The organism is Burkholderia sp. MR1-5-21 (assembly GCF_053427715.1).
On sequence record NZ_JBSAXD010000054.1, the window covers coordinates 21,407 to 43,248 of the forward strand.

At 66.1% G+C, this 21,842-nt stretch carries 18 protein-coding genes; 4 read left to right on the forward strand and 14 right to left on the reverse strand.

Annotated features, from left to right (window positions below; genetic code table 11):
* Nucleotides 1-1,094: 1,094 nt before the first annotated feature.
* The 4 genes from argC to ACV229_RS39055 all read right to left on the reverse strand — a co-directional run bounded on the left by argC (nucleotide 1,095) and on the right by ACV229_RS39055 (nucleotide 4,567).
* The gene (argC, locus tag ACV229_RS39040; RefSeq protein WP_448088383.1) at nucleotides 1,095-2,045 is read right to left on the reverse strand and encodes an N-acetyl-gamma-glutamyl-phosphate reductase; all 951 of its coding nucleotides are present in this window, start codon (nucleotides 2,043-2,045) and stop codon (nucleotides 1,095-1,097) included.
* 143 nt (nucleotides 2,046-2,188) lie between these two features.
* Nucleotides 2,189-2,761, reverse strand: coding sequence for a flavodoxin family protein (locus ACV229_RS39045; protein WP_448088384.1), 573 nt, complete (start codon nucleotides 2,759-2,761; stop codon nucleotides 2,189-2,191).
* 225 nt (nucleotides 2,762-2,986) lie between these two features.
* Nucleotides 2,987-3,580, reverse strand: coding sequence for a YbhB/YbcL family Raf kinase inhibitor-like protein (locus ACV229_RS39050; protein WP_448088385.1), 594 nt, complete (start codon nucleotides 3,578-3,580; stop codon nucleotides 2,987-2,989).
* A 300-nt stretch (nucleotides 3,581-3,880) separates the two neighbouring features.
* Entirely contained in the window at nucleotides 3,881-4,567 is a 687-nt protein-coding gene (locus ACV229_RS39055) for an orotate phosphoribosyltransferase (RefSeq protein WP_124598787.1), read from the reverse strand.
* A 465-nt stretch (nucleotides 4,568-5,032) separates the two neighbouring features.
* On the opposite strand from ACV229_RS39055, the gene ACV229_RS39060 reads away from it, so the two are divergent.
* The gene (locus ACV229_RS39060; RefSeq protein WP_448088386.1) at nucleotides 5,033-7,303 is read left to right on the forward strand and encodes an NADP-dependent malic enzyme; all 2,271 of its coding nucleotides are present in this window, start codon (nucleotides 5,033-5,035) and stop codon (nucleotides 7,301-7,303) included.
* Nucleotides 7,304-7,447: 144 nt separating this feature from the next.
* Here ACV229_RS39060 and ACV229_RS39065 read toward each other — a convergent pair whose 3' ends face one another.
* Nucleotides 7,448-11,041 (reverse strand): indolepyruvate ferredoxin oxidoreductase family protein, encoded by a 3,594-nt coding sequence (locus tag ACV229_RS39065; protein WP_448088387.1) that lies wholly within the window; start codon nucleotides 11,039-11,041, stop codon nucleotides 7,448-7,450.
* A 321-nt stretch (nucleotides 11,042-11,362) separates the two neighbouring features.
* Between ACV229_RS39065 and ACV229_RS39070 the strand changes: the two genes are divergently transcribed.
* Nucleotides 11,363-11,557 carry a hypothetical protein gene (locus tag ACV229_RS39070; RefSeq protein WP_448088388.1) on the forward strand — a complete coding sequence of 65 codons (195 nt, stop codon included), beginning with the start codon at nucleotides 11,363-11,365 and terminating at the stop codon, nucleotides 11,555-11,557.
* 129 nt (nucleotides 11,558-11,686) lie between these two features.
* On the opposite strand, the gene hppD is transcribed toward ACV229_RS39070, so the two are convergent.
* The gene (hppD, locus tag ACV229_RS39075; RefSeq protein WP_448088389.1) at nucleotides 11,687-12,784 is read right to left on the reverse strand and encodes a 4-hydroxyphenylpyruvate dioxygenase; all 1,098 of its coding nucleotides are present in this window, start codon (nucleotides 12,782-12,784) and stop codon (nucleotides 11,687-11,689) included.
* Nucleotides 12,785-12,989: 205 nt separating this feature from the next.
* Here hppD and ACV229_RS39080 point away from each other — a divergent pair, with 205 nt between their 5' ends.
* Nucleotides 12,990-13,514 carry an Lrp/AsnC family transcriptional regulator gene (locus ACV229_RS39080; RefSeq protein ID WP_448088390.1) on the forward strand — a complete coding sequence of 175 codons (525 nt, stop codon included), beginning with the start codon at nucleotides 12,990-12,992 and terminating at the stop codon, nucleotides 13,512-13,514.
* Nucleotides 13,515-13,719: 205 nt separating this feature from the next.
* Here the strand turns inward: ACV229_RS39080 and ACV229_RS39085 are convergent, their stop codons facing one another.
* From ACV229_RS39085 to paaA, 8 genes are all read right to left on the reverse strand, one after another.
* Nucleotides 13,720-14,367 carry a GNAT family N-acetyltransferase gene (locus ACV229_RS39085; RefSeq protein WP_448088391.1) on the reverse strand — a complete coding sequence of 216 codons (648 nt, stop codon included), beginning with the start codon at nucleotides 14,365-14,367 and terminating at the stop codon, nucleotides 13,720-13,722.
* A gap of 234 nt (nucleotides 14,368-14,601) precedes the next feature.
* Nucleotides 14,602-15,207 carry a TetR/AcrR family transcriptional regulator gene (locus ACV229_RS39090; RefSeq protein ID WP_448088392.1) on the reverse strand — a complete coding sequence of 202 codons (606 nt, stop codon included), beginning with the start codon at nucleotides 15,205-15,207 and terminating at the stop codon, nucleotides 14,602-14,604.
* 15 nt (nucleotides 15,208-15,222) lie between these two features.
* The gene (locus tag ACV229_RS39095; RefSeq protein WP_448088393.1) at nucleotides 15,223-16,032 is read right to left on the reverse strand and encodes a DUF3658 domain-containing protein; all 810 of its coding nucleotides are present in this window, start codon (nucleotides 16,030-16,032) and stop codon (nucleotides 15,223-15,225) included.
* A gap of 150 nt (nucleotides 16,033-16,182) precedes the next feature.
* Nucleotides 16,183-17,247 (reverse strand): 1,2-phenylacetyl-CoA epoxidase subunit PaaE, encoded by a 1,065-nt coding sequence (paaE, locus tag ACV229_RS39100; RefSeq protein WP_448088400.1) that lies wholly within the window; start codon nucleotides 17,245-17,247, stop codon nucleotides 16,183-16,185.
* Between the two features lie 121 nt (nucleotides 17,248-17,368).
* Entirely contained in the window at nucleotides 17,369-17,926 is a 558-nt protein-coding gene (gene paaD, locus ACV229_RS39105; protein ID WP_448088394.1) for a 1,2-phenylacetyl-CoA epoxidase subunit PaaD, read from the reverse strand.
* Nucleotides 17,927-17,951: 25 nt separating this feature from the next.
* On the reverse strand, nucleotides 17,952-18,755 hold the full coding sequence (gene paaC, locus ACV229_RS39110) for a 1,2-phenylacetyl-CoA epoxidase subunit PaaC (RefSeq protein WP_448088395.1): 804 nt from the start codon (nucleotides 18,753-18,755) through the stop codon (nucleotides 17,952-17,954).
* Nucleotides 18,756-18,766: 11 nt separating this feature from the next.
* Nucleotides 18,767-19,051, reverse strand: coding sequence for a 1,2-phenylacetyl-CoA epoxidase subunit PaaB (gene paaB / locus ACV229_RS39115; RefSeq protein WP_010092957.1), 285 nt, complete (start codon nucleotides 19,049-19,051; stop codon nucleotides 18,767-18,769).
* Between the two features lie 156 nt (nucleotides 19,052-19,207).
* Nucleotides 19,208-20,206, reverse strand: coding sequence for a 1,2-phenylacetyl-CoA epoxidase subunit PaaA (gene paaA, locus ACV229_RS39120; protein ID WP_448088396.1), 999 nt, complete (start codon nucleotides 20,204-20,206; stop codon nucleotides 19,208-19,210).
* Nucleotides 20,207-20,407: 201 nt separating this feature from the next.
* Here paaA and ACV229_RS39125 point away from each other — a divergent pair, with 201 nt between their 5' ends.
* A complete protein-coding gene (locus tag ACV229_RS39125; RefSeq protein ID WP_448088401.1) occupies nucleotides 20,408-21,673 on the forward strand; it encodes an SGNH/GDSL hydrolase family protein in 1,266 nt (421 codons plus the stop codon).
* Nucleotides 21,674-21,842: the final 169 nt, after the last annotated feature.

Here is a 21,842-nt window from a genome sequence, read left to right on the forward strand (position 1 = left end):
TGTCTTCATCGACGTGAGCGATGTTGCAGTCGCCACTCCAAGAAAATGCAGTAAATGAAAAGTACCGAAGTGATGAATCCTAGTCGCCAGATGCTGAGGTTCACTGCAGTCCAGAGATAGTTGACTAATGCAACAAAACAACCAAAAAAAGACGCTCTGATCGCGGCGCCGATCAGAATGCCGAGCCATCCGCCGCCAAATCGTCTGCTTAATGGGGCGGGGAATATTCCAAAGCAGAGAAATCGCTTTAAGGCATTGATTAAATCATGGATTTGCATGGGGTTGCGTTGATCAATCGGGTGGGTTTTAGGTTGTATGAAATTGGGGATCGGGCATGAATGCCCGATCGTGTCTATTGATTTTTATGGAGTATCAGAATCTGCAATTCCAGCTTTGGGCCAAAAAGTCCACGCCTGCGGTGATCAAGGCTACTTTGGGCCCGCCGACTGCTAGCCCGCCCAAGGCCAATGCACCGAGTTGAGCGAGATTGATCGGATTCGGATTCAGTGTGCAGGTAATGGCGCCGCTGACTTTCGTTACTTCGTTAGTGGTAATTTCTCGCGTTGCTAAAATCTCCTTGAGAAGCGAAGGCGCGAAAATCGATCAAGGAATTTCGTCGATAACCGCGAGGGAGAGCATAGCGTACGGTGCCAGTCATGAAAATATGGAATTTCTCATGGTTTTTTTTGAGATATTGGGGGCGTAATGCCGAGCGCTATCAAAGCGAATGGAATTGGCACACCTTCATTTGATTGAAGCCGATGCTTACCAGATTGCCGTGGTGAAACCGGGTGAATCGGAGCCGGGCCTTTGTAGGTTGGACGGGATATGCGGTTGAACGCGAATGGGACTCGTCGGTCAGATCGCGCGGGGCGCGTCGAACTTGCGGAGAATGGGTGTGGAGTGAAGGGATGCGGACATCGGCGGATGTGTCTGCCAGTGTCGATGTTGCGAACAGCCGGTGAATCAATTGGTGCGGGATTCTTGACTGAGCCAGGCGAACCGCTTTCGCGGGATGTGGCTGCGTGAACGGAAATCGCCGGTCCGTTCGCTTGGCGCCGCACTCTAGGGCGCCAAGCGGAATGTATCGATGGTCAGCGCTTGAGACCCGTGTCCTCGGCCACGCCGATGTTGAGGTTCATGCACTGGATCGCGGCGCCCGACGCACCCTTGCCGAGATTGTCGAGTCGCGCGACGGTGACGAAGCGCTCTTCGTTGCCGAACACGAACAGGTCGACGCGGTTCGTGTCGTTGTTCGCCTGCACGTCGAAGAAGCCTGCATCGAGGTTCTCGTCCGCATTGAACGGCGCGACGCGCACGAACGCTTCGTCCGCGTAGTACTCGGCGAAGATGCGCTGCACGTCCTGCGGCGTCGCGCGCTTCGCGAGCTGGGCCGGCGTGAAGTACGTGGTCACTGCGAGGCCCTTGAGGAACGGGCCGACGATCGGCGTGAAGATCGGCGCGGTCGCGAGGCCCGTGTGCGCGGCCATTTCCGGCAGGTGCTTGTGTGCGAGGCCGAGCGCGTACGGACGCGGGCTCGCGAGCGTGGTCGCCAGCGCGGGGTTCTCGTAGTCGGCGATCATCGACTTGCCGCCGCCGCTGTAGCCGGTGATCGAATGGCTGTGCGCGGCGAACGTCGGCGCGACGACGCCGGCGTCGACGAGCGGACGCATCGCGAGCACGAATGCCGACGCGTGGCAGCCCGGCACCGCGATGCGCTTCGACGTGCGGATCTTCTCGCGCTGCGCGCGAGCCAGTTCCGGCAGGCCGTATGCCCAGTCCGGATTCGTGCGGAACGCGGTGCTCGCGTCGATCAGCGTGGTGTCGGGGTTCTCGACGAGCGATGCCGACTCGCGCGACGCGACGTCGGGCAGGCACAGGAACGTGACGTTCGACGCGTTGATCAGGCGGCGGCGCTCGTCGACGTCCTTGCGCTTCGCTTCGTCGATGCGCAGGATTTCGATGTCGCTGCGTGCGGACAGGTATTCGAAGATCTTGAGGCCGGTCGTGCCTTCCTGGCCGTCGACAAAAACTTTGGTGCTCATCTCGCTCTCTCTGAAACGGGGCCACGGCGCTCGCACGCCGGAAAACAGCCATTTTAAGACGTCATGCGGCGGGCCTGCACCGCACGGGGCGAAAAAAAGACGGCCCGCAGGCCGCCTTGTGTCCCTTTATCGGGGGAAGCGGTTCAGCGTGCGCCCGCGAGCCAGCGGGCCGTCGCGTCGGCGACGCGCTTGCCGAACGCCTTCGCGGTGTCGAGGTCGCCCGGCAGCGGCGCTTCGTCCGGCGACGCATCCGACGGTGATTGCGCGAGCAGGCCGGTGAAGCCGCCGACGAAGTTGATGTCGTTGCGCGTGGCCGACTTCGTGTTGGCCGGCATCAGGCCCGTGCCGACCCACACCATCCCATGCTGCATCGCCAGCGTGACGAAATATTGAATCGTCGAGAACTTGTCGCCGTTCATCGTCGCGGAGTTCGTGAAGCCCGCGGCGATCTTGTCCTTCCATTTCTGCGTGAACCACGCCTTCGACGTCGCATCGGCGAAGGTCTTGAATGGCGCCGACGGGCCGCCCATGTAGGTCGGCGCGCCGAAGACGATCGCGTCGGCCGCGTCGAGCGCGGTCCAGCCCGCGTCGTCGAGGTCGCCGACCGCAACGAGGCGCGCGTGCGCGCCGGTGTCCTGCATGCCGTCCTGCACGGCTTCGGCGAGTTTCTTCGTGTGACCGTAACCGCTGTGATAGACGATGACGATGTTCGACATGAAGCGTTCTCCGGAAAGAGGCGAGGGCGGCCAGCGCGTGCTTGCCGCGTCGGATGCCGGTGCGCGGCCATGTGCGGCGATGCGCAGCGCCCGGGCATCGAGAGTCTAGCAAGGCGACATGATGCGAATGTGCGCGAAACGTGACGCGGTGAATTTCTTCGCTGAATGCAATCGCGCCGCGCGGTGCAACGCAGGTTCACCGGCCGGAGCCGGCGCGGGCGGGCGCTACTGGCCGTAGCTGACGGTGAGCGTGGCAGTGCCGAGCGTCTCCGTATCGATCTCGTGCTCGAACATCGGCGCCGGACGGCCCGGGCCGACCCGCAGGTCGGTACCCTTCAGTGCGTACACGGTGATCACGTAGCGATGCGGCTTGCCGGGCGGCGGGCAGGGGCCGCCGTAGCCGTCGATGCCGAAGTCGTTGCGCGCCTCGCTTGCGCCGATGCGCCGCAGGAAGCCCGATGCGCTCGCATCGGCAGGCAGGCTCGTGACGGTGGACGGGATCACCGCGACGGCCCAGTGCCACCAGCCGTGGCCCGGCGCGTCCGGATCGAACATCGTGATCGCGTAGCCGCGCGTGCCGGGCGGCGGGTTGCGCCACGACAGCTGCGGCGAGCGGTTCGCGCCCTTGCAGTCGCCGCGGTCGAAGACCTGCGCGGCGCTGACCCGCCCGCCAGGCGTCAGGTCGCTGCTCGAGACGGTGAACGCAGTGTCAGCATGGGCCGGCGGGCATGCGAAGCCGACGGCGCAAAGGAAGGCGAGGGCGAGCGGGGACGGGCAACGCGATGACGCAGGCGGAGCGATCTGGCGACCCACACGCATATGGCGCTTCTCCCGTCACGTGCGCCGGGCCGCCGAGCCCGGCATCGTTGTTGTTGCGAAGGTGACTGCGGTGATGGGTCAAGTCTAGCATTAGGGTTCGATGAACGATGCAGGCAATGACGCATGATCGCCGTCGGTTTCCCGGCGTGCGGCGGAGCCGCCGGCGGCGGGAGCCGGCAACAGCGGGCGTGGCGCGCACGAGCGGCGAGGGCCGGGAGCCGGCGCGGGCGAAAAAAAACCGCCCGCCGGATGGCGAGCGGCTCGTCGAGCCGTGCGGCCGGCGTATCCGCCGGCGCGGCATTACTCCTGGGCGCCCGTCGCGCCGCCGTGCGCAGCCGACCACTCGGCCGGCGCGTGCAGGAATTTCTCGACTTCGTCGAGCGTCTTCGTCTCGAAGTAGCCCGACGCCTTCGCGACGCGCAGCACGTCCCACCAGGTCGCGAGCGCGTGCAGGTCGACGTCGATGTCCTTCAGGACCGACACGCTTTCCTTGAAGATGTTGTAGTGGAACAGCACGAAGCAGTGGTTCACCGTCGCGCCTGCCGTGCGCAGCGCGTTGACGAAGTTGATCTTGCTGCGGCTGTCGGTCGTCAGGTCCTCGACGAGCAGCACGCGCGAACCTTCTTCCAGGTGGCCCTCGATCTGCGCGTTGCGGCCGAAACCCTTCGGCTTCTTGCGCACGTACTGCATCGGCAGCATCATCCGGTCGGCGATCCAGGCCGCGAACGGGATGCCGGCAGTTTCGCCGCCCGCCACCGCGTCGATCTGCTCGAAGCCGACGTCGCGCAGGATCGTCGCTTCCGCCATTTCCATCAGGCCGCGGCGCACGCGTGGATACGAGATCAGCTTGCGGCAGTCGATATAGACCGGGCTGGCCCAGCCGGACGTGAAGATGAACGGTTTCTCGGCGTTGAAGTGCACCGCCTGCACTTCGAGCAGGATTTTGGCGGTCGTGTCGGAGATCGTCTGACGATCGAAGCCTGTCATGGGCATTCCTTGGATGGTGAGCGAGGAGCGGGCGCTGGCCCGGTGGCGCAGCAAGGGGAACCGGCCCGCGAGGGCCGGGGCGCGTCCGGGGGACCGGCCGCATCGCTGCGCGCGTAGCCGGCTATTTTACCCGATTCAGGGCGGTTTTCGGCGCCTTTGCGCGCGCTTGCCGGCGTGTACGGAACAGTCCGGAATAAACGGGGCTTGATCGGTGGGCGCCGCGAGGGCCGCGATGCGGCAGCGCAGTAACGTTCGTCATGCGTGGGGTGTACACTAGGCGACCCTAGAATAATCGCTCAGTACTTTGTACTTTCCTCTTGCCACCCGCCGAGGTTCGATCGCGCGCCAATCCGGCGCGCAGCGGCCGTTGCAGTCGATTACCCCCTCGATCCACGCACACGCGGCTCAAGGTGCTGCGTACTGAGCACTCGCATTTCTCTTTCGCATGTCTCTCGCAGGTCAATCATGGACGAACAACTGAAGCAGGCAGCCCTCGCTTATCACCAGAACCCGAAACCCGGCAAGATTTCGGTCACGCCGACCAAGCCGCTGTCGAACCAGCTCGACCTGTCGCTCGCGTATTCGCCGGGCGTCGCGGCCGCGTGCGAGGCGATCCACGCGGATCCGCTCGACGCGCAGAAGTACACGTCGCGCGGCAACCTGGTCGGCGTCATCACGAACGGCACGGCGGTGCTGGGCCTCGGCAACATCGGCCCGCTGGCTGCGAAGCCGGTGATGGAAGGCAAGGGTTGCCTGTTCAAGAAGTTCGCGGGCATCGACGTGTTCGACATCGAACTGTCGGAGTCTGACCCCGACAAGCTCGTCGACGCGATCGCGATGCTCGAGCCGACGCTCGGCGGCATCAACCTCGAGGACATCAAGGCGCCGGAATGCTTCTACATCGAGCAGAAGCTGCGCGAGCGGATGAAGATCCCGGTCTTCCACGACGATCAGCACGGCACCGCGATCATCGCGTCGGCGGCGATCCTGAACGGCCTGAAGGTGGTCGGCAAGACGATCGGTGAAGTGAAGCTCGTGTGCTCGGGCGCCGGCGCGGCGGCGATCGCGTGTCTGGACCTGCTCGTGAAGCTCGGCCTGAACAAGGCGAACGTGCTCGTGTGCGACTCGAAGGGCGTGATCTACGAAGGCCGCGGCAACCTCGATCCGTCGAAGCAGCGCTACGCGGTGACGACCGACGCGCGCACGCTCGGGGATGCAATCGTCGGCGCCGACGTGTTCCTCGGCTGCTCGAGCGCCGGCGTGCTGAAGCAGGACATGGTCAAGGCGATGGGTACCCGTCCGCTGATCCTCGCGCTCGCGAACCCGGAACCGGAAATCCGCCCGGAAGATGCGAAGGCTGCGCGCTCGGACGTGATCATCGCGACCGGCCGTTCGGACTACCCGAACCAGGTCAACAACGTGCTGTGCTTCCCGTTCATCTTCCGCGGCGCGCTCGACGTCGGCGCGACGACGATCACGGAAGAGATGAAGCTCGCGTGCGTGCGCGCGATCGCCGAGCTGGCCGAGGAAACCGACCAGAGCGAGGAAGTCGCGAAGGCGTATGAAGGCCATTCGCTCGAATTCGGCCCCGACTACCTGATCCCGAAGCCGTTCGACCCGCGCCTGATCATCAAGATCGCGCCGGCCGTCGCCCAGGCCGCGATGGATTCGGGCGTTGCGACGCGACCGATCCAGGACATGGACGCGTACCGCGAGCAGCTCGGCGCGACCGTCTACCGCACCGGCATGGTGATGCGTCCGGTGTTCGCAACCGCGAAGAAGAAGCAGGCCCGCATCGTGTTCGCCGAGGGCGAGGACGAGCGCGTGCTGCGCGCCGCGCAGTTCGTGCTGCAGGAGAAGATCGCGAAGCCGATCATCGTCGGCCGTCCGTCGGTCGTCGAAATGCGTCTGCAGAAGATCGGCTCGAAGCTGAAGGCCGGCGTCGACTTCGAGATCGTCAATCCGGAAGACGACACCCGCTATCACCAGTACTGGGCGGCGTATCACGAGATCGGCGCGCGCGACGGCGTGACGCCGGAAGTCGCGAAGGCGGCGCTGCGCAAGTTCAACACGCTGATCGGCGCGATGCTCGTCCACCTGGGCGACGCGGACGGCATGATCTGCGGGATGATCGACACGTACCACAGCCACCTGAAGTTCATCGAGCAGGTGCTGGGCCGTGCGAAGGGCGCCGAGCACTTCGCGGCGATGAACCTGCTGATGCTGCCGGGCCGCAACCTGTTCGTGTGCGACACGTACGTGAACGAGCAGCCGAGCGCCGAACAGCTCGCCGACATGACGATCCAGGCCGCGGCCGAGATCGAGCGCTTCGGCATCACGCCGAAGGCCGCGCTGCTGTCGAACTCGAACTTCGGCAGCGCGCCGTCGGCGTCGTCGCGCCGGATGGCCGAGGCCCGCAAGCAGATCGTCGCGCGCGCACCGCACCTCGAGGTCGACGGTGAAATGCACGGCGACGCGGCGCTGTCCGAAGTGGTCCGCAAGGCCGCGTTCCCGGGCACGACGCTGACGGGCGAAGCGAACCTGCTGATCATGCCGAACGTGGAAGCGGCGAACATCGCGTACAACCTGCTGAAGATGGTCGGCGGCGAAGGCGTGACGGTCGGCCCGTTCCTGCTCGGCGCGGCGAAGCCGGTCCACATCCTGACGCCGGCCGCGACCGTGCGCCGGATCATCAACATGACGGCTGTCGCTGCCGCGAACGTGAACACGAAGTAACGCGTTCGCGCCGACGGCGTGTGCCGCGCTGCTCGCGCGGCGCAAAACAAAACGCCACGGAACCCGTGTTCCGTGGCGTTTTTTCATGGCGAGCCACTTGCTGAGCCGGCCGGCGCAAACCGCGCGCGCCGGCCGGGCACCGCGTCACGCGACCTGCTGCCGGCTCTGGCCGCCCGTCGGCGAACGCCACTGCGCGAGCAGCGTGTTCCACTTCTGGCGCACCGCGCGCAGGTTGTTCTCCTTCACGTGGCCGTAGCCGCGGATGCCGTCCGGCAGCGCCGCCAGTTCGAGCGCGAGCGGCCGGTTCGCCGCGTTCAGCGTGCCGATCAGCTCGCCGACCAGCGCCTCGTACTCGCCGATCAGCGCGCGCTCGGTGCGGCGCTCGTCGGTGCGGCCGAACGGATCGAGCCCCGTGCCGCGCAGGACCTTCAGCTTCGCGAGCATCCGGAATGCCGACATCATCCACGGGCCGTACGCCTTCTTCACCAGATGGCCGTGCGCGTCCTTCTTCGCGAACAGCGGCGGCGCGAGGTGGAATTTGAGCTTCCAGTCGCCTTCGAACTGCGCGGACAGGCGGGCGAGGAACGCCGGGTCGGACTGCAGCCGCGCGACCTCGTATTCGTCCTTGTACGCCATCAGCTTGAACAGGTTGCGCGCGACTGCCTCGGTCAGCAGCTCCTGCTCGGTGCCGCCGTCGGCCAGCGCGCGCTCGGCAGCGCGCACCTTGTCGATGAACGTCGCGTAGCGGGCCGCGTAGGCCGCGTTCTGATACGCGGTGAGGAACTCCACCCGCTTCGCGATCAGCGCATCGACCGACTTCTTCGTATGCAGCGCGATCACCGTCGCACCGGCCTGCGCGTCACGCGCGTCGCCGGCCGCGGCCTGCCGCACGCTGGCGAGGTCGTGCGCGGCGCGCCGGCCCCAGTCGAACGCCGCGCGGTTCTTGTCGACCGACACGCCGTTCAGCTCGATCGCCCGCTCGAGCGACGCGAGCGTGAGCGGCAGCCAGCCCTTCTGCCACGCGTAGCCGAGCACGAACGGGTTCGTGTAGATCGCGTCGCCGAGCAGCGCGACCGCAAATTGGTTCGCGTCGACGAGGTCGACCGCGTCACCCGCCGCCGCGCGGATGTCCTGCTCGGCGGACAGGCCCGGGAACGCCCAGTTCGGGTTCTTGATGAACTCGGCGGTCGGCGTCTTCGCGCTGTTGACGACCACGCGCGTCGTGTTGTGCCGCATCCGCGACGTGCATTCGTCGCCGGCCGTGACGAGCGCGTCGCAGCCGATCACGAGGTCCGCCTCGCCCATCGCGATCCGCGTCGCGTGGATGTCGGTCGGCGCGTGCGAGATCTGCACGTGGCTCATCACGGCGCCGCCCTTCTGCGCGAGACCGGTGACGTCGAGCACGGTCACGCCCTTGTTTTCCAGGTGCGCGGCCATGCCGAGCAGCGCGCCGATCGTGACGACGCCCGTGCCGCCGACGCCCGTGACGAGCACGCCGTACGCACGGTCGATCGCCGGCAGCGTCGGTTCCGGGATCGGCGTGAGCGCGCTGCCGTCGACCGATACGGCCTTCGGCTTCTTCAGCTGGCCGCCTTCGACCGTCACGAAGCTCGGGCAGAAGCCCTTCACGCACGAGAAGTCCTTGTTGCAGCTCGACTGGTTGATCTGGCGCTTCGTGCCGAATTCGGTCTCGAGCGGCTCGACGGACAGGCAGTTCGACTGCACCGAGCAGTCGCCGCAGCCTTCGCACACCGCGTCGTTGATCACGACGCGCTTCGCCGGGTCCGGATACGTGCCGCGCTTGCGGCGGCGGCGCTTCTCGGTCGCGCAGGTCTGGTCGTAGACGAGGATCGTCGTGCCTTCGATCTCGCGCAGCGCGCGCTGCACGTCGTCGAGCTGGTCGCGGTGATGGATCGTGACGCCCGGCGCGAGCAGCGACTTCGTGTCGTCGTACTTCTCCGGTTCGTCGGTGACGATCACGATCTTCTTCGCGCCTTCCGATGCGAGCTGGTGCGTGATCTGCGGTACGGTCAGCACGCCGTCGACCGGCTGGCCGCCCGTCATCGCGACCGCATCGTTGTAGAGGATCTTGTAGGTGATGTTCGCCTTCGACGAGATCGCGGCGCGCACCGCGAGCAGGCCCGAATGGAAGTAGGTGCCGTCGCCGAGGTTCGCGAACACGTGCTTCTCGTTCGTGAACGGCGCCTGGCCGATCCACGGCACGCCTTCGCCGCCCATCTGGCTGAACGTGCTCGTGCTGCGGTCCATCCACACGGTCATGTAGTGGCAGCCGATCCCGGCGATCGCGCGCGAGCCTTCCGGTACGTTGGTCGACGTGTTGTGCGGGCAGCCCGAGCAGAACCACGGCTTGCGCTCGGCCGTCACGTGCGGCTTCGCGAGCGCGGTTTCCTTCGCGTCGATCACCGCGAGCCGCGCGGCGATGCGCGCGCGCACGTCGGACGGCAGCTCGAACTTCTCGAGGCGCGTCGCGATCGCCTTCGCGATGATCGCCGGCGACAGCTCGTAGTGCGCGGGCAGCAGCCAGTTGCCCATCGGCACCGACCATTCGCCGCCGGCGCCGTCCTTCTCGTCGAACTTGCCGAACACGCGCGGCCGTTGCGCGTCGGGCCAGTTGTACAGCTCTTCCTTGATCGCGTATTCGAGGATCTGGCGCTTTTCTTCGACGACGAGGATTTCGTCGAGGCCGTGCGCGAACGCGTGCGCGCCCTGCGCTTCGAGCGGCCACACGCAGCCGACCTTGTACAGGCGGATGCCGATGCGCGAGCAGGTTTCGTCGTCGAGGCCGAGGTCGGTCAGCGCCTGGCGGACGTCGAGGTACGCCTTGCCGCCCGTCATGATGCCGAAGCGCGCATGCGGCGAATCGATCTCGATGCGGTCGAGCTTGTTCGCGCGCACGTAGGCGAGCGCCGCGTACCACTTGTAGTCAAGGAGGCGCGCTTCCTGCACGAGCGGCGGATCGGGCCAGCGGATGTTGAGGCCGCCGTCCGGGACGATGAAGTCCGTCGGCAGCACGATCTCGGTGCGATGCGGGTCGATGTCGACCGATGCCGACGATTCGACGACGTCGGTCACGCACTTGAGCGCGACCCACAGGCCCGAATAGCGGCTCATCGCCCAGCCGTGCATGCCGAAGTCGAGATATTCCTGCACGTTCGACGGGAACAGCACCGGCAGGCCGCACGCCTTGAAGATGTGCTCGGACTGGTGCGCGAGCGTCGACGATTTCGCCGCATGGTCGTCGCCGGCGAGCACGAGCACGCCGCCGTGCTGCGACGAGCCGGCCGAGTTCGCGTGCTTGAAGACGTCGCCGGTGCGGTCGACGCCCGGACCCTTGCCGTACCACATGCCGAACACGCCGTCGTACTTCGCGCCGGGGAACAGGTTCACCTGCTGCGAGCCCCATACGGCGGTGGCGGCGAGGTCTTCGTTGAGGCCGGGCTGGAAAACGATCTGGTGCGCGGACAGGTGCTTCTTGGCCTTCCACAGCGACTGGTCGAGACCGCCGAGCGGGGAGCCGCGATAGCCGGAGATGAAGCCGGCGGTGTTCAGGCCGGCGGCGCGGTCGCGTTCCTGCTGGAGCATCGGCAGGCGCACGAGGGCCTGGATGCCGCTCATGTACGCGCGGCCACGTTCGAGCGTGTATTTGTCGTCAAGCGTGACGGATTTCAGCGCTTCTTCCAGCGACGCGCGTTGGCCTGCGTCTAGCGGGGCATTCATTGATCAGTCTCCTCCACCCACCGTTTGGGATCACCAAAGCTTCGATCGCGTCGGCGTCTTGTGGACGCGTCGGCAGTGGCCGGCATATTGGCCGGTTTTAGCCGATGGTAGCACTGGGATAAACCCGCCGCTTGTCGTCATAATTGCCGGGTGGCGCCGCACCAAGAGAAGAAATGACGCGTTACAGCATGTAAAAGCATGTAAAGCCGCTCAATTCGACGGCCAATTGCCGTTAATCTGTGCGGCCTGTCGGAGGTGCCCGCTGGCGTCGATTCTCATGACGAAAGCGGGGAGGCGCCGGCAGTTCAAATGGAGGTACCAATGAACACACGTCATATCCAGAGTTTCCTGATCGTGTCTGCCGCGTTCTTCGCGATGACCGGCCCGGTGCATGCGCAAGGTGCGAGTGCACTGGCGGCAGCCGGCGCGCAGATGCGCCGGATCGCGCCGGCGCAGGACGCCGTCGCACCGCCGTCGTACGCGCGCGTGGCCGCGCCGGGGGCGAAAGCGCGTTGATCCGGCCGCGTGGCCGTCCGGCCGCGCCGACGCAAAAAGGGCGGGAATCGAAAGATTCCCGCCCTTTTTTCATTGGGCCGGACGCCCGCGCGGGCGGTGCGTCCGTGACCGCGCGTCGGACCGTGTCCGTCAGTCCTTGTCCTGCACGACGCCGCGGCGGATCTGGTCGAGCTCGATCGATTCGAACAGCGCCTTGAAGTTGCCTTCGCCGAAGCCCTGGTTGCCCTTGCGCTGGATGATCTCGAAGAAGATCGGCCCGATCTGGTTTTCGGTGAAGATCTGCAGCAGCAGGTCGTCGCGTGCGCCGTCGATCAGGATCTTGCGCTTCTTGAGCTCGTCGAGCGGCTCGCCGTGGTTCGGCACGCGGCGGTCGACGAGTTCGTAATACGTATCGATCGTGTCGAGCAGCTTCACTTCCTTGGCGCGCAGGCCGTCGACCGCGCGATAGATGTCCGACGCGCCGAGCGCGATGTGCTGAATGCCCTCGCCGTGATAGGCGTCGAGGTATTCCTGGATCTGGCCGGCCGTTTCCGAGCCTTCCTCGTTGATCGGAATGCGGATCTTGCCGCACGGCGACGTCATCGCCTTCGACTTCACGCCGGTGACCTTGCCCTCGATGTCGAAGTAGCGCACTTCGCGGAAGTTGAACAGGCGCTCGTAGAACTCCGCCCATTCCTGCATGCGGCCGCGGTGCACGTTGTGCGTCAGGTGGTCGATGTACGTGAGGCCGTGGCCGAGCGGGTTCGGGTTCGCGCCCGGGATCGGCTCGAAATCGACGTCATAGATGCTGATGTCGCCGATCGCGCCCGGCTGCGCGCCGTTCTTGCCGCGCCAGCGGTCGACGAAGTAGATCAGCGAATCGCCGATGCCCTTGATCGCCGGAATGTTCAGCTCCATCGGGCCAGTCTTGTTGTCGAAGCCCCATGCGCCGAGGTCGAGCGCGTGCTTGTAGGCCTTCGCGGCGTCCTGCACGCGGAATGCGATCGCGCAGATCGACGGGCCGTGCAGGCGCGCGAAGCGCTGCGCGAACGAGTCCGGCTCGGCGTTGATGATGAAGTTGATGTCGCCCTGGCGGTACACCGTCACGTCCTTGTGACGATGGCGTGCGATCGCGGTGAAGCCCATCCGTTCGAACAGCTGGCCGAGCGCCTTCGGGTCCGGCGCCGTGTATTCGATGAATTCAAAGCCGTCGGTGCCGACGGGATTGTCCCAGGTGGGGATCTGCATGTATGTCTCCAATGTCGACCGGGGGCGGCGCTTTCGCGCGCACTCCGGCTCCATGCCGAGGTTGAAGCGCGCCGCGACGCGCGCGATGAATGAGTGCGTGCGACAAAGTGTAGCGGTCGAGGCGGAGCGGAAACTTGCGAACTTGATTGCACGTGACTACGATGGCGCAATTTCCAGTCTCAAATTTACGTGTTGGAGGCAGAAGATGGCGCAGGTCGAATTGGATGCCATCGACCGGCGGATTCTCGCGATTCTTCAGGAGAACGGGCGCCTGTCGAACCAGGAGATCGCCGAGCGGGTGAACCTGTCGCCGAGCCCGTGCTTGCGGCGGATCCGGCGCCTCGAGGAGATCGGCGTGATCACCGGCTACGTCGCGCTGCTGGATCCGCAGAAGCTCGGGCTCGACCTGCTCGCGTACGTGAGCGTGCGGCTCGAGAAGCGGGGCGGGCTCGCGCCGGTCCGCGTGGACGAGACGTCGGCGCGTGCCGGCGCGACCCACGCGGAGCTGTTCCGCGCGGCGGTGCAGGCCTGGCCGGAAGTGGTGGCCTGCCATGCGATGACGGGCGACATGGATTACCTGCTGCGGGTGCAGGTCGAGGACATGGCGCATTTCTCCCATTTCGTGCAGGAGCAGCTGCTGCACCATCCGTCGGTGATCGACGTGAAGACGAGCTTTTCGCTCGAATGCTTCAAGGAGACGACGGCGCTGCCGATCCGCACGACGCGATAGCGTGCAGCGGGGTACGGGCGGCGGGGCGGAAGGCGCGCGCACGCTTGCGGCACGCAACGACGCGGGCCGACGGGCGCCTGACGGGCGGTGGGATCGACGATTGCGAAGGAGAGAAGGCTGCGGGCAGTCCCGCGAAGGAACCGGGCGCGCCGCGCGGGCTCGTGGCCCGGGCGGACGCGGCCTGATCGGCCGGTTCAGGCCGGTGTTACGCCGTCAGCGCGGCGGGCATCAGCGATTCGATGAACTTCGACGTGCGGCGCGCCTGGCGCTTCATCGCGTAGTCGAACACCGCGGCCTGTTCCTGCAGCATCTCGGCGATGATCGTCGAGTGGTCGGCGGGCGGCAGCGACAGGTACGCATCGGCTTCGCCGTACGCGTACTCGATCCGCATCCCGGACTTCTTCGCGATGTGCATCATCGTCGCGTTGCGCGACAGGCAATGCATGTACAGCATCGTCACGTGCGTGTTGCGGCTGCGGATCGCCGCACGCTCGAACAGCTTCGAGCCGACGCCGCGGCCGCGCGCGCTTTCGAGCACCGACACGCCGAATTCGGCGGTGCGCTTGTCGCCTTCGGCCGGCAGGTAGGCCAGGTGGCCGACGCCGATCAGCGCGAGTTCATGGTCGAACACCCCGAATACGGTGTCGCGGCCGAAGTCGATCGTGCGGACGTAGTTCTCGATCACGTGGTCGGGCACCATCTGGCCGAAGCGCAGCAGGCGGTCCTCTTCGTCGAGCGAGAGAAAGTGGGTGAGCATCTGCTCACGGTCTTTGGAAGCCAGTTCCCTGACGAGAACCGGCGCAGCACCGGCGGTGCCGACGACATCGGCATGGCCGTGGAAATGCGTGTTCATCGTGGGTTCCTCAATGTGTGACCGTACAGCGGGTTGTGCAACGCAGCAGCATTGTACCCGACCGCAGGCCTCAGGATTGGGGAAAACCCGAATGCGATTTCGAGCGGAAATTCTAAATACGCTTAATTCAGCGCGCAAGTCATTGATTTTTAGTGATTTTAAAATTTGTCATATGAAAAGCGCGGCAGCCTGACGCAGTGTTTCGATCACGCAACGCATGCTGCCCTGCGGCAATCAGGCCGGCGAAGACAGCCCGCTCTCGATCATGCCGATCACCTGTTCGGCGAAGTCGCGGTAGCCGAGGCGTCCGCCCGGCTTGAGCCAGGTGAAGGTCCAGTTGATCATCCCGAATACCATCATCGTCACCGACGTCTGGTTTTCCTTCGAGATGCGTTCCGGATACGCGCGGGCGAGCTGGCGCGCGAAGGCCGCGACGATGTCGCGCTGGCGGTCGAGGACGATCTCGCGTTGCGCGTCCTCGAGGTACTTCACGTCGTTGAGCAGCGCGACATGGCGGCTGTGCGACGTCTCGTATTCGGTGAGGAACGCGCGCACCAGTTCCGCGAACGCCTCGCGCTCGGTGAGGCCGCGCCGCTGGCTCGTGCCTTCGACCTCGGCGATGATCAGCATCAGCCGCTTCGTGTAGCGGTCGAGCAGGTCGAACAGGATCGCTTCCTTGCTTTCGTAATAGTGATAGAGGCGCGCCTTCGACGTGCCGCTCGCGGTGGCGAGATCGGACATCGACGTGCTCGGGTAGCTCGTCTGCGCGAACTTTTCGGCGGCGAGATCGAGGATCTGCTCGCGCTGGGATTCGTGGTCGGGGGCTCGGGTGCGGGCCATGGTCGAATGCGGGGATTAACGATGCGGCGCGGCGGCGCGGGCCGCGCGCACCTGCGTGGAATGAAGGTCGGCGGTGTCGTCCTGCAGCTCGAGGCGGCCGGCCACGGCCAGTTCGCGGCAACGCCACAGTGCGATCGAATCGCTGACGAACAGCCCGCCGCGGTCGGCGGCGGCCATCACGCTGCCGGCAAGACGTCGCGCCGGCAGCCAGTCGGCCTCTGCGTGCGCGAGGATCAGCGCGTCGAGATCGGCGTAGTGCCCGCTCTTGATCGTGTTGCTGACCCAGTAACGGAGTTCGGCATCCAGGTGCTTGGCCTCCTGCCATTCGAGCGCGAGCCGGCCGATGCGCAGTACCGAGATCGGCGCGGCTTCCGGCAGCTTCGCGCGCAGTTGCGCGGGCGAGAACATGCCGGTCGTGCACGCGCGGTCGGCGCGCGGCGACGCGGCGCCGAGATCGGCCTCCGACAGCCGCACCTCGTTCAGGCGCTGCGGCACGTTGCGCAGATGGTAGGCGACGCGCCGCAGCAGCAGCTTGTTGCCGACGCTCGGCGCGTGCCAGACGACCACCTGGCCGGTGTCCATCGCGAGCAGGTCGAGGCGCGCGAATTCGCGTTCGATTTCCGCCTTCCAGTCGGGGATCTGGTCTCCGAGCACGCGCTGCCAGAAGGCGGCGCGGGTTTCCGGCGTCTCGTCGACGCCCTTGAGCGGCCCGACGGCCAGGTCGTCGAGCAATCCGACGACGCGCTCGTCGCGTCCGGCTTCCGCGAGCGCCTCGCTGAGCGACGCGGCGGCGGTGCCGCCCTGAATCACGTGAATGGTACTCATCGGCCTGTCGTCAACAAAGGAAAAACCGCCGGCGAGCCGGACGCTGGATGGTCCGGCCGGCGGGCGGCCCCTAGTGTAAGCGAGATGTGTGACGCGAGAAACCGTTCGGCCGGTCGGCGCCGGACAGCGTACCGCCCGGCGGGACGGCGCTCAGCGCTCGTCGTAGCTGACCACGACCTTGTCGCTGACCGGGTGGCACTGGCAGGTGAGCACGAAACCGTCCTTCACCTCCTGCTCCTCGAGCGTGTAGTTCTTCTCCATCCGCACTTCGCCCTCGAGCACCTTCGCGCGGCACGTGCAGCACACGCCGCCCTTGCACGCGTACGGCAGCGAGAGGCCGGCGCGCAGGCCGACGTCGAGCAGGCTCACGCCTTCGTACGGCAGGCGCAGCTTGCGCTTCTTGCCGTCGAGGACGATCTCGAGGTCGGCGGCGGGCGTGTCGTCGGTGATCTCGACCACCGGCACGCCCGCCTGCGGCAGCGGCGTGCCGAAGCGCTCGACATGGATTTTCGCCTGCGGCACGCCGGCCGCCTTCAGCGCGGCTTCCGCCGCATCCATCATCGGCGCGGGCCCGCAGATGAACGCCTCGTCGATCGCGTCGGCCGGCATCAGCGTGTCGAGGAACGCCGCGCACTTCGCCTGGTCGAGCACGCCGTTGAACAGCTCGACGTCCTGGATTTCGTCGGACAGCACGTGATACAGCACGAAGCGGTTCATGTAGCGGTTCTTCAGGTCCTCGAGCTCTTCCGCGAACATGATCGCGTCGACGCTGCGGTTCCCGTAGATCAGCGTGAACGTGCTGCGTGGCTCGAGTTCGAGCGTCGTCTTCACGATCGCGAGCACGGGCGTGATGCCGGAGCCGCCGGAGAACGCGACGTACTGCTTGCCGTGCTCCGCGTTCAGGTGCGTGAAGAAGCGGCCGTCCGGCGTCATCACGTCGATCGTGTGGCCGGGCTTCAGCGTGTCGAGCGCGAAGTTCGAGAAGCGCCCGCCGCGCACGCGCTTGATGCCGATGCGCAATTCGCCGTCACGGTCGTAGTCGGTCGTGCCGACGCAGATCGAGTACGAGCGGCGTGTTTCTTCGCCGTCGATATGGGTTTTCAGCGTGACGAACTGGCCTTGCGTGAATCGGTAGGCGTCGCGCAGCTCGGGCGGGATCTCGAACGAGACGGTCACGGCGTCGGCGGTCTCGGGCCGCACGTCGCGGATACGCAGCGGATGAAATTGCGGGGTCGTCGACCCCCGCCGGGCCGCCCCGAGTGATGGATCCGCTTCCGGGGAATGGGGGGGCTTCGCCCCCCCAAGCGAACGAAGAGAGCGTGGGGGTTGTTTCATCTCAGTAGGGTTTGAAGTAGTCGAAGGGTTCGCGGCAGTCGACGCAGCGATACAGCGCCTTGCATGCCGTAGACGCGAATTGCGCGAGACGCTCGGTGCGCGCAGAGCCGCAGCGCGGGCAGACGGGCGCCGCGACCGGCCGCGGCACGAAGCGCACGACGTTTTCACGTGGCGCGGCGCTGCCGCACTGGCCGACCGGCGGCGCGATGCCGTACGCGCGCAGCTTGTCGCGTGCTTCCTGCGTGATCCAGTCGGTCGTCCACGCCGGCGCGAGCACCGTCTCGATCCGGTGCGGCGGCAGGTCGGCCTGCTGCATCGCGGCGGCGATGTCCTCGGCGATCTGCGACATCGCCGGGCAGCCCGAGTAGGTCGGCGTGATCACGACCTCGAGCTGGCCGTCGTCCGCACGCCGGACGTCGCGCAGGATGCCCAGCTCGCGGATCGACACGACGGGGATTTCGGGATCGGGCACCGCTTCCAGCACTTCCCACGCGCGCGCGAGCAGCGGATCGGCGTGGTGCGGGGCGGTGGTGCCGGGCGCGGCGGTCGGGACGGACATCGTGGGGCTCCGGTGAGTCGTTGCGTTACCAGGTCGCGCCGGGGTGCTGGCGCGCAAGGCTCTGCATTTCGGCGAGCAGGTAGCCCATGTGTTCCGAGTGCTCGCCCTGCTTGCCGGTCGGGACGTGCTGCACGGGCGCCGGCAGTACGAGCGTGGCTTCGGCAAGCGCATCGTCGACGTCCGCGCGCCACGCCGCTTCGAGCGATGCCGGTGCCAGCCCGATGCGCTCCGCGGTGACCGCGTCGTCGACCGGGTCCGCCGCGAAGAATTCGCGCGTGTACGGAATCAGGTAGTCGAGCGCAGCCTGCGCGCGGCGATGCGATTCGTCGGTGCCGTCGCCGAGGCGCACGAGCCATTCGCGGGCGTGATGCACGTGATAGCGGGTTTCCTTCACCGATTTCGCGGCGATCGCGGCGAGCGTCGCGTCTTCGGACGTTTCGAGCGCGGTCCACACGTGCAGCATCAGCATCGTGTACAGGAAATTGCGCACGATCGTCACCGCATAGTCCTTGTCGGCGTGCGCGGTGCCGGACACAGGGCCGTAGTGCGGCAGTTCGGCGAGCGTGAAGTTCGCGAACTCGCGCTCGGTGCGGAAGTACGCGTAATCGTCCTCGGTCTTCGCCGCGCCGTTCAACTGGCGCTCGAGGTCGGCCGCGTGCGTATACAGCATGCGCGCCTGGCCGATGAGGTCGAGGCTCATGTTGGTGAGCGCGATGTCTTCTTCGAGAATCGGACCGTGGCCGCACCATTCGGCATTGCGCTGACCGAGGATCAGCGCGTTGTCCGCGAGGCGCAGCACGTAGGAGAGGTGTTCGGGCGTGATCGTCATGGCGCGGGCCGTTACATGTGGTTGACTTCGTCGGGCAGCGTGTAGAACGTCGGGTGACGGTAGATCTTGTCGCCCGCCGGCTCGAACAGCTCGGCCTTCTCGTTCGGATCCGACGCGGTGATCGCCGACGACGGCACCACCCAGATGCTCACGCCTTCCTGGCGGCGCGTATAGACGTCGCGCGCCATGCGCAGCGCCATCGACGCGTCGGCGGCGTGCAGGCTGCCGCAATGCTTGTGGTCGAGGCCCTGCTTGCTGCGCACGAACACTTCCCAGATCGGCCATTCCTTGTTCATCACTTTCTCCTGTCGGGCCGAGTTAGCGCTTTGGCGCTTACTCAGGTCCCATGCTTCGCGGTCGGTCAGAGCAGACGCTTCGGCGCGCGCTCCGGCCCCATGCAATGTTGAATTCGATGTGTGCCGGCGCTGCTACGCGTCGCCGGCGCGTGCCGCTCAGGCGGCGTGTTGTTCGGCGCGCTCGCGGCGCTTCGCTTCGTGCGCGAGCGCGGCTTCGCGCACCCATGCGCCGTCGTCGTGCGCCTTCACGCGGGTCGCGAGGCGCTCCTTGTTGCACGGGCCGTCGCCGTTGACGACGCGCCAGAATTCTTCCCAGTCGATCGTGCCGTAGTCGTAGTGGCCGCGCGATTCGTTCCATTTCAGGTCGGGGTCGGGCAGCGAGACGCCGAGCACCTTCGCCTGTTCGACAGTTGCATCGACGAACTTCTGCCGCAGGTCGTCGTTCGTGATCCGCTTGATGCCCCACTTGGCCGACTGGTTGCTGTGCACGGAATCGGCATCGCTCGGGCCGAACATCATCAGCACCGGCCACCACCAGCGGTTCACGGCCTGCTGGACCATCGCGCGCTGCGCGTCGGAGCCCTTCATCATCGACAGCAGCGCGTCGAAGCCCTGGCGCTGGTGGAACGACTCTTCCTTGCACACGCGGATCATCGCGCGCGCATACGGGCCGTACGTGCAGCGGCACAGCGGGATCTGGTTCATGATCGCGGCGCCGTCGACGAGCCAGCCGATCACGCCGACGTCGGCCCAGGTCGGCGTCGGGTAGTTGAAGATGCTCGAGTATTTCGCCTTGCCTGCGAGCAGCGCGTCGATCAGCGCATCGCGCGACACGCCAAGCGTTTCGGCCGCGCTGTACAGATAGAGGCCGTGGCCCGCTTCGTCCTGCACCTTCGCGAGCAGGATCGCCTTGCGCTTGAGGCTCGGCGCGCGCGAGATCCAGTTGCCTTCGGGCAGCATGCCGACGACTTCAGAGTGCGCGTGCTGCGAGATCTGCCGGATCAGCGTCTTGCGATAGGCATCGGGCATCCAGTCCTGCGGCTCGATCTTGCCGTCCGCGGCCATGACCGCGTCGAACCGCGCCTGCTCGGGCGACTCGGCCGCGGCGTCGAGCGGGGCGACGTTGCCGGGGATGTCGAGGGATTGCGTGTACATGGCGAGACTCTCGTCCGGTTGAATGTGTGCGCAGTATAAACCAACCGACCGGTCGGTTAATAAATTATTTTGGCGATTCTGCACGTGATGCGGGTAAACGAGAGGCGTGCGCCCGGCCGTTTTACGGGGACGGAACTGGCGGCATGCGGTGCATGCGTGCTTCTGCGGCACAATGCCCGCTTTCCGATGAGGATTTTGCCGATGTCATTTAGAAGCAGTCTTGCCGCGGTCGTGCTGGGTGCGTCCGTTCTCCTGTTGCCACCTGGGGCCGTGGCCGCGCCCGCGGAATGGGTTGCCGCGTGGGCGACCGCGTTGCAGCCGATTCCCGACCTGGCTGCGCCGCCGCCGCTTTACCGTGCGCCCGACGTGGCTGGCAGGACTGTGCGTCAGGTCGTCTATCCGACGGTTGCCGGGCGAGCGGCGCGTATTCGCGTGAGCAATGCGTACGGGCGCGCGCCGCTGGTGATCGAGTCGGCGAGCCTGGCTCGGGCGGCTGACGGTGGCGCGCTGGCGGACGGCGCGGCGGCACCGATCCGATTCGGCGGCAAGGCGTCGATCACGTTGGCGCCCGGTCAGGAGATCGAGAGCGACCCGGTCGCGATCGACGTGGCGGCCGGGCGGCCGTACGCGGTGTCTCTATATATGGGTGCCGGCCAGCGGATGACAGTGTGGCATCGGGTGTCGAACCAGCTGAATTATGTGTCGGGGGCCGGCGATTACACGAAAGACGCGAGCGCTGCCGCGTTCCGGACCCGCTTTACCCAATATGCTTGGGTGACCGAGCTGGCAGTCGAGGGCGGCGCGGCGCGGGCGAGCGTCGCCGCGATCGGCGACTCGATCACGGACGGGTTGCGCTCGAGCCTGAACCGGAATCATCGCTGGCCGGACGCGCTCGCACGCCGGCTGGGCGCGTCGGGTGCGGATGCGCTCGGCGTGGTGAATCTGGGGATCAGCGGCAACCGGCTGCTCAGCGATTCGGCGTGCTACGGCACCGCACTGCAATCGCGTTTCGAGCGCGACGCGCTGGCGCGCTCGGCGGTGAAGGCGGTGATCCTGCTGATCGGCATCAACGACATCAACTTCGCAGCGATGCCGCCGCGTGCGGGTCTCGATTGCGACCACCCGCACACCCAGGTTACCGCGGAATCGCTGATCGACGGTTATCGACGGCTGATCGACGCGGCGCATCGCCAGGGCGTGAAGGTCTTCGGCGCGACGCTGACGCCGGCGGCGCTGCCTGCCGGGCGGGAAGCGATCCGGCTGGAGGTGAACCGGTGGATCCGGAGCGGCGGCGCGTTCGACGGCGTGGTCGATTTCGATCAGGTGCTGCGCGATCCGGCGCGTCCGAGTGTTCTGCAGCGCCGCTACGATAGTGGCGACGGCATTCATCCGAGCGATGCGGGCTATGCCGCAATGGCCGAGGCTGTTCCGGTCGAGCGGCTGCAGGCGGCGGTCGCGGGGAAGTGACACGTAAACGCGGCAACGCGCTGCGTTTCTCTATATAGCGTAGAGAGATCGATGTGAATCGACCGCGCGTGTGGCGACGCCCGATTCATCTACATAAAAGCCCCCGTGCGCGGCAGCGCACGGGGCTTTTAAATTTATTTCACCAACCCCTTGCGCATCTCGAAAGAGC

What these genes read in the sequence shown, in the direction of transcription:
- argC (WP_448088383.1), bottom strand. Translation starts at nt 2,045, where the DNA reads ATGAGCACCAAAGTTTTTGTCGACGGCCAGGAAGGCACGACCGGCCTC.
- ACV229_RS39045 (WP_448088384.1), bottom strand. Translation starts at nt 2,761, where the DNA reads ATGTCGAACATCGTCATCGTCTATCACAGCGGTTACGGTCACACGAAG.
- ACV229_RS39050 (WP_448088385.1), bottom strand. Translation starts at nt 3,580, where the DNA reads ATGCGTGTGGGTCGCCAGATCGCTCCGCCTGCGTCATCGCGTTGCCCG.
- ACV229_RS39055 (WP_124598787.1), bottom strand. Translation starts at nt 4,567, where the DNA reads ATGACAGGCTTCGATCGTCAGACGATCTCCGACACGACCGCCAAAATC.
- ACV229_RS39060 (WP_448088386.1), top strand. Translation starts at nt 5,033, where the DNA reads ATGGACGAACAACTGAAGCAGGCAGCCCTCGCTTATCACCAGAACCCG.
- ACV229_RS39065 (WP_448088387.1), bottom strand. Translation starts at nt 11,041, where the DNA reads ATGAATGCCCCGCTAGACGCAGGCCAACGCGCGTCGCTGGAAGAAGCG.
- ACV229_RS39070 (WP_448088388.1), top strand. Translation starts at nt 11,363, where the DNA reads ATGAACACACGTCATATCCAGAGTTTCCTGATCGTGTCTGCCGCGTTC.
- hppD (WP_448088389.1), bottom strand. Translation starts at nt 12,784, where the DNA reads ATGCAGATCCCCACCTGGGACAATCCCGTCGGCACCGACGGCTTTGAA.
- ACV229_RS39080 (WP_448088390.1), top strand. Translation starts at nt 12,990, where the DNA reads ATGGCGCAGGTCGAATTGGATGCCATCGACCGGCGGATTCTCGCGATT.
- ACV229_RS39085 (WP_448088391.1), bottom strand. Translation starts at nt 14,367, where the DNA reads ATGAACACGCATTTCCACGGCCATGCCGATGTCGTCGGCACCGCCGGT.
- ACV229_RS39090 (WP_448088392.1), bottom strand. Translation starts at nt 15,207, where the DNA reads ATGGCCCGCACCCGAGCCCCCGACCACGAATCCCAGCGCGAGCAGATC.
- ACV229_RS39095 (WP_448088393.1), bottom strand. Translation starts at nt 16,032, where the DNA reads ATGAGTACCATTCACGTGATTCAGGGCGGCACCGCCGCCGCGTCGCTC.
- paaD (WP_448088394.1), bottom strand. Translation starts at nt 17,926, where the DNA reads ATGTCCGTCCCGACCGCCGCGCCCGGCACCACCGCCCCGCACCACGCC.
- paaC (WP_448088395.1), bottom strand. Translation starts at nt 18,755, where the DNA reads ATGACGATCACGCCCGAACACCTCTCCTACGTGCTGCGCCTCGCGGAC.
- paaB (WP_010092957.1), bottom strand. Translation starts at nt 19,051, where the DNA reads ATGAACAAGGAATGGCCGATCTGGGAAGTGTTCGTGCGCAGCAAGCAG.
- paaA (WP_448088396.1), bottom strand. Translation starts at nt 20,206, where the DNA reads ATGTACACGCAATCCCTCGACATCCCCGGCAACGTCGCCCCGCTCGAC.
- ACV229_RS39125 (WP_448088401.1), top strand. Translation starts at nt 20,408, where the DNA reads ATGTCATTTAGAAGCAGTCTTGCCGCGGTCGTGCTGGGTGCGTCCGTT.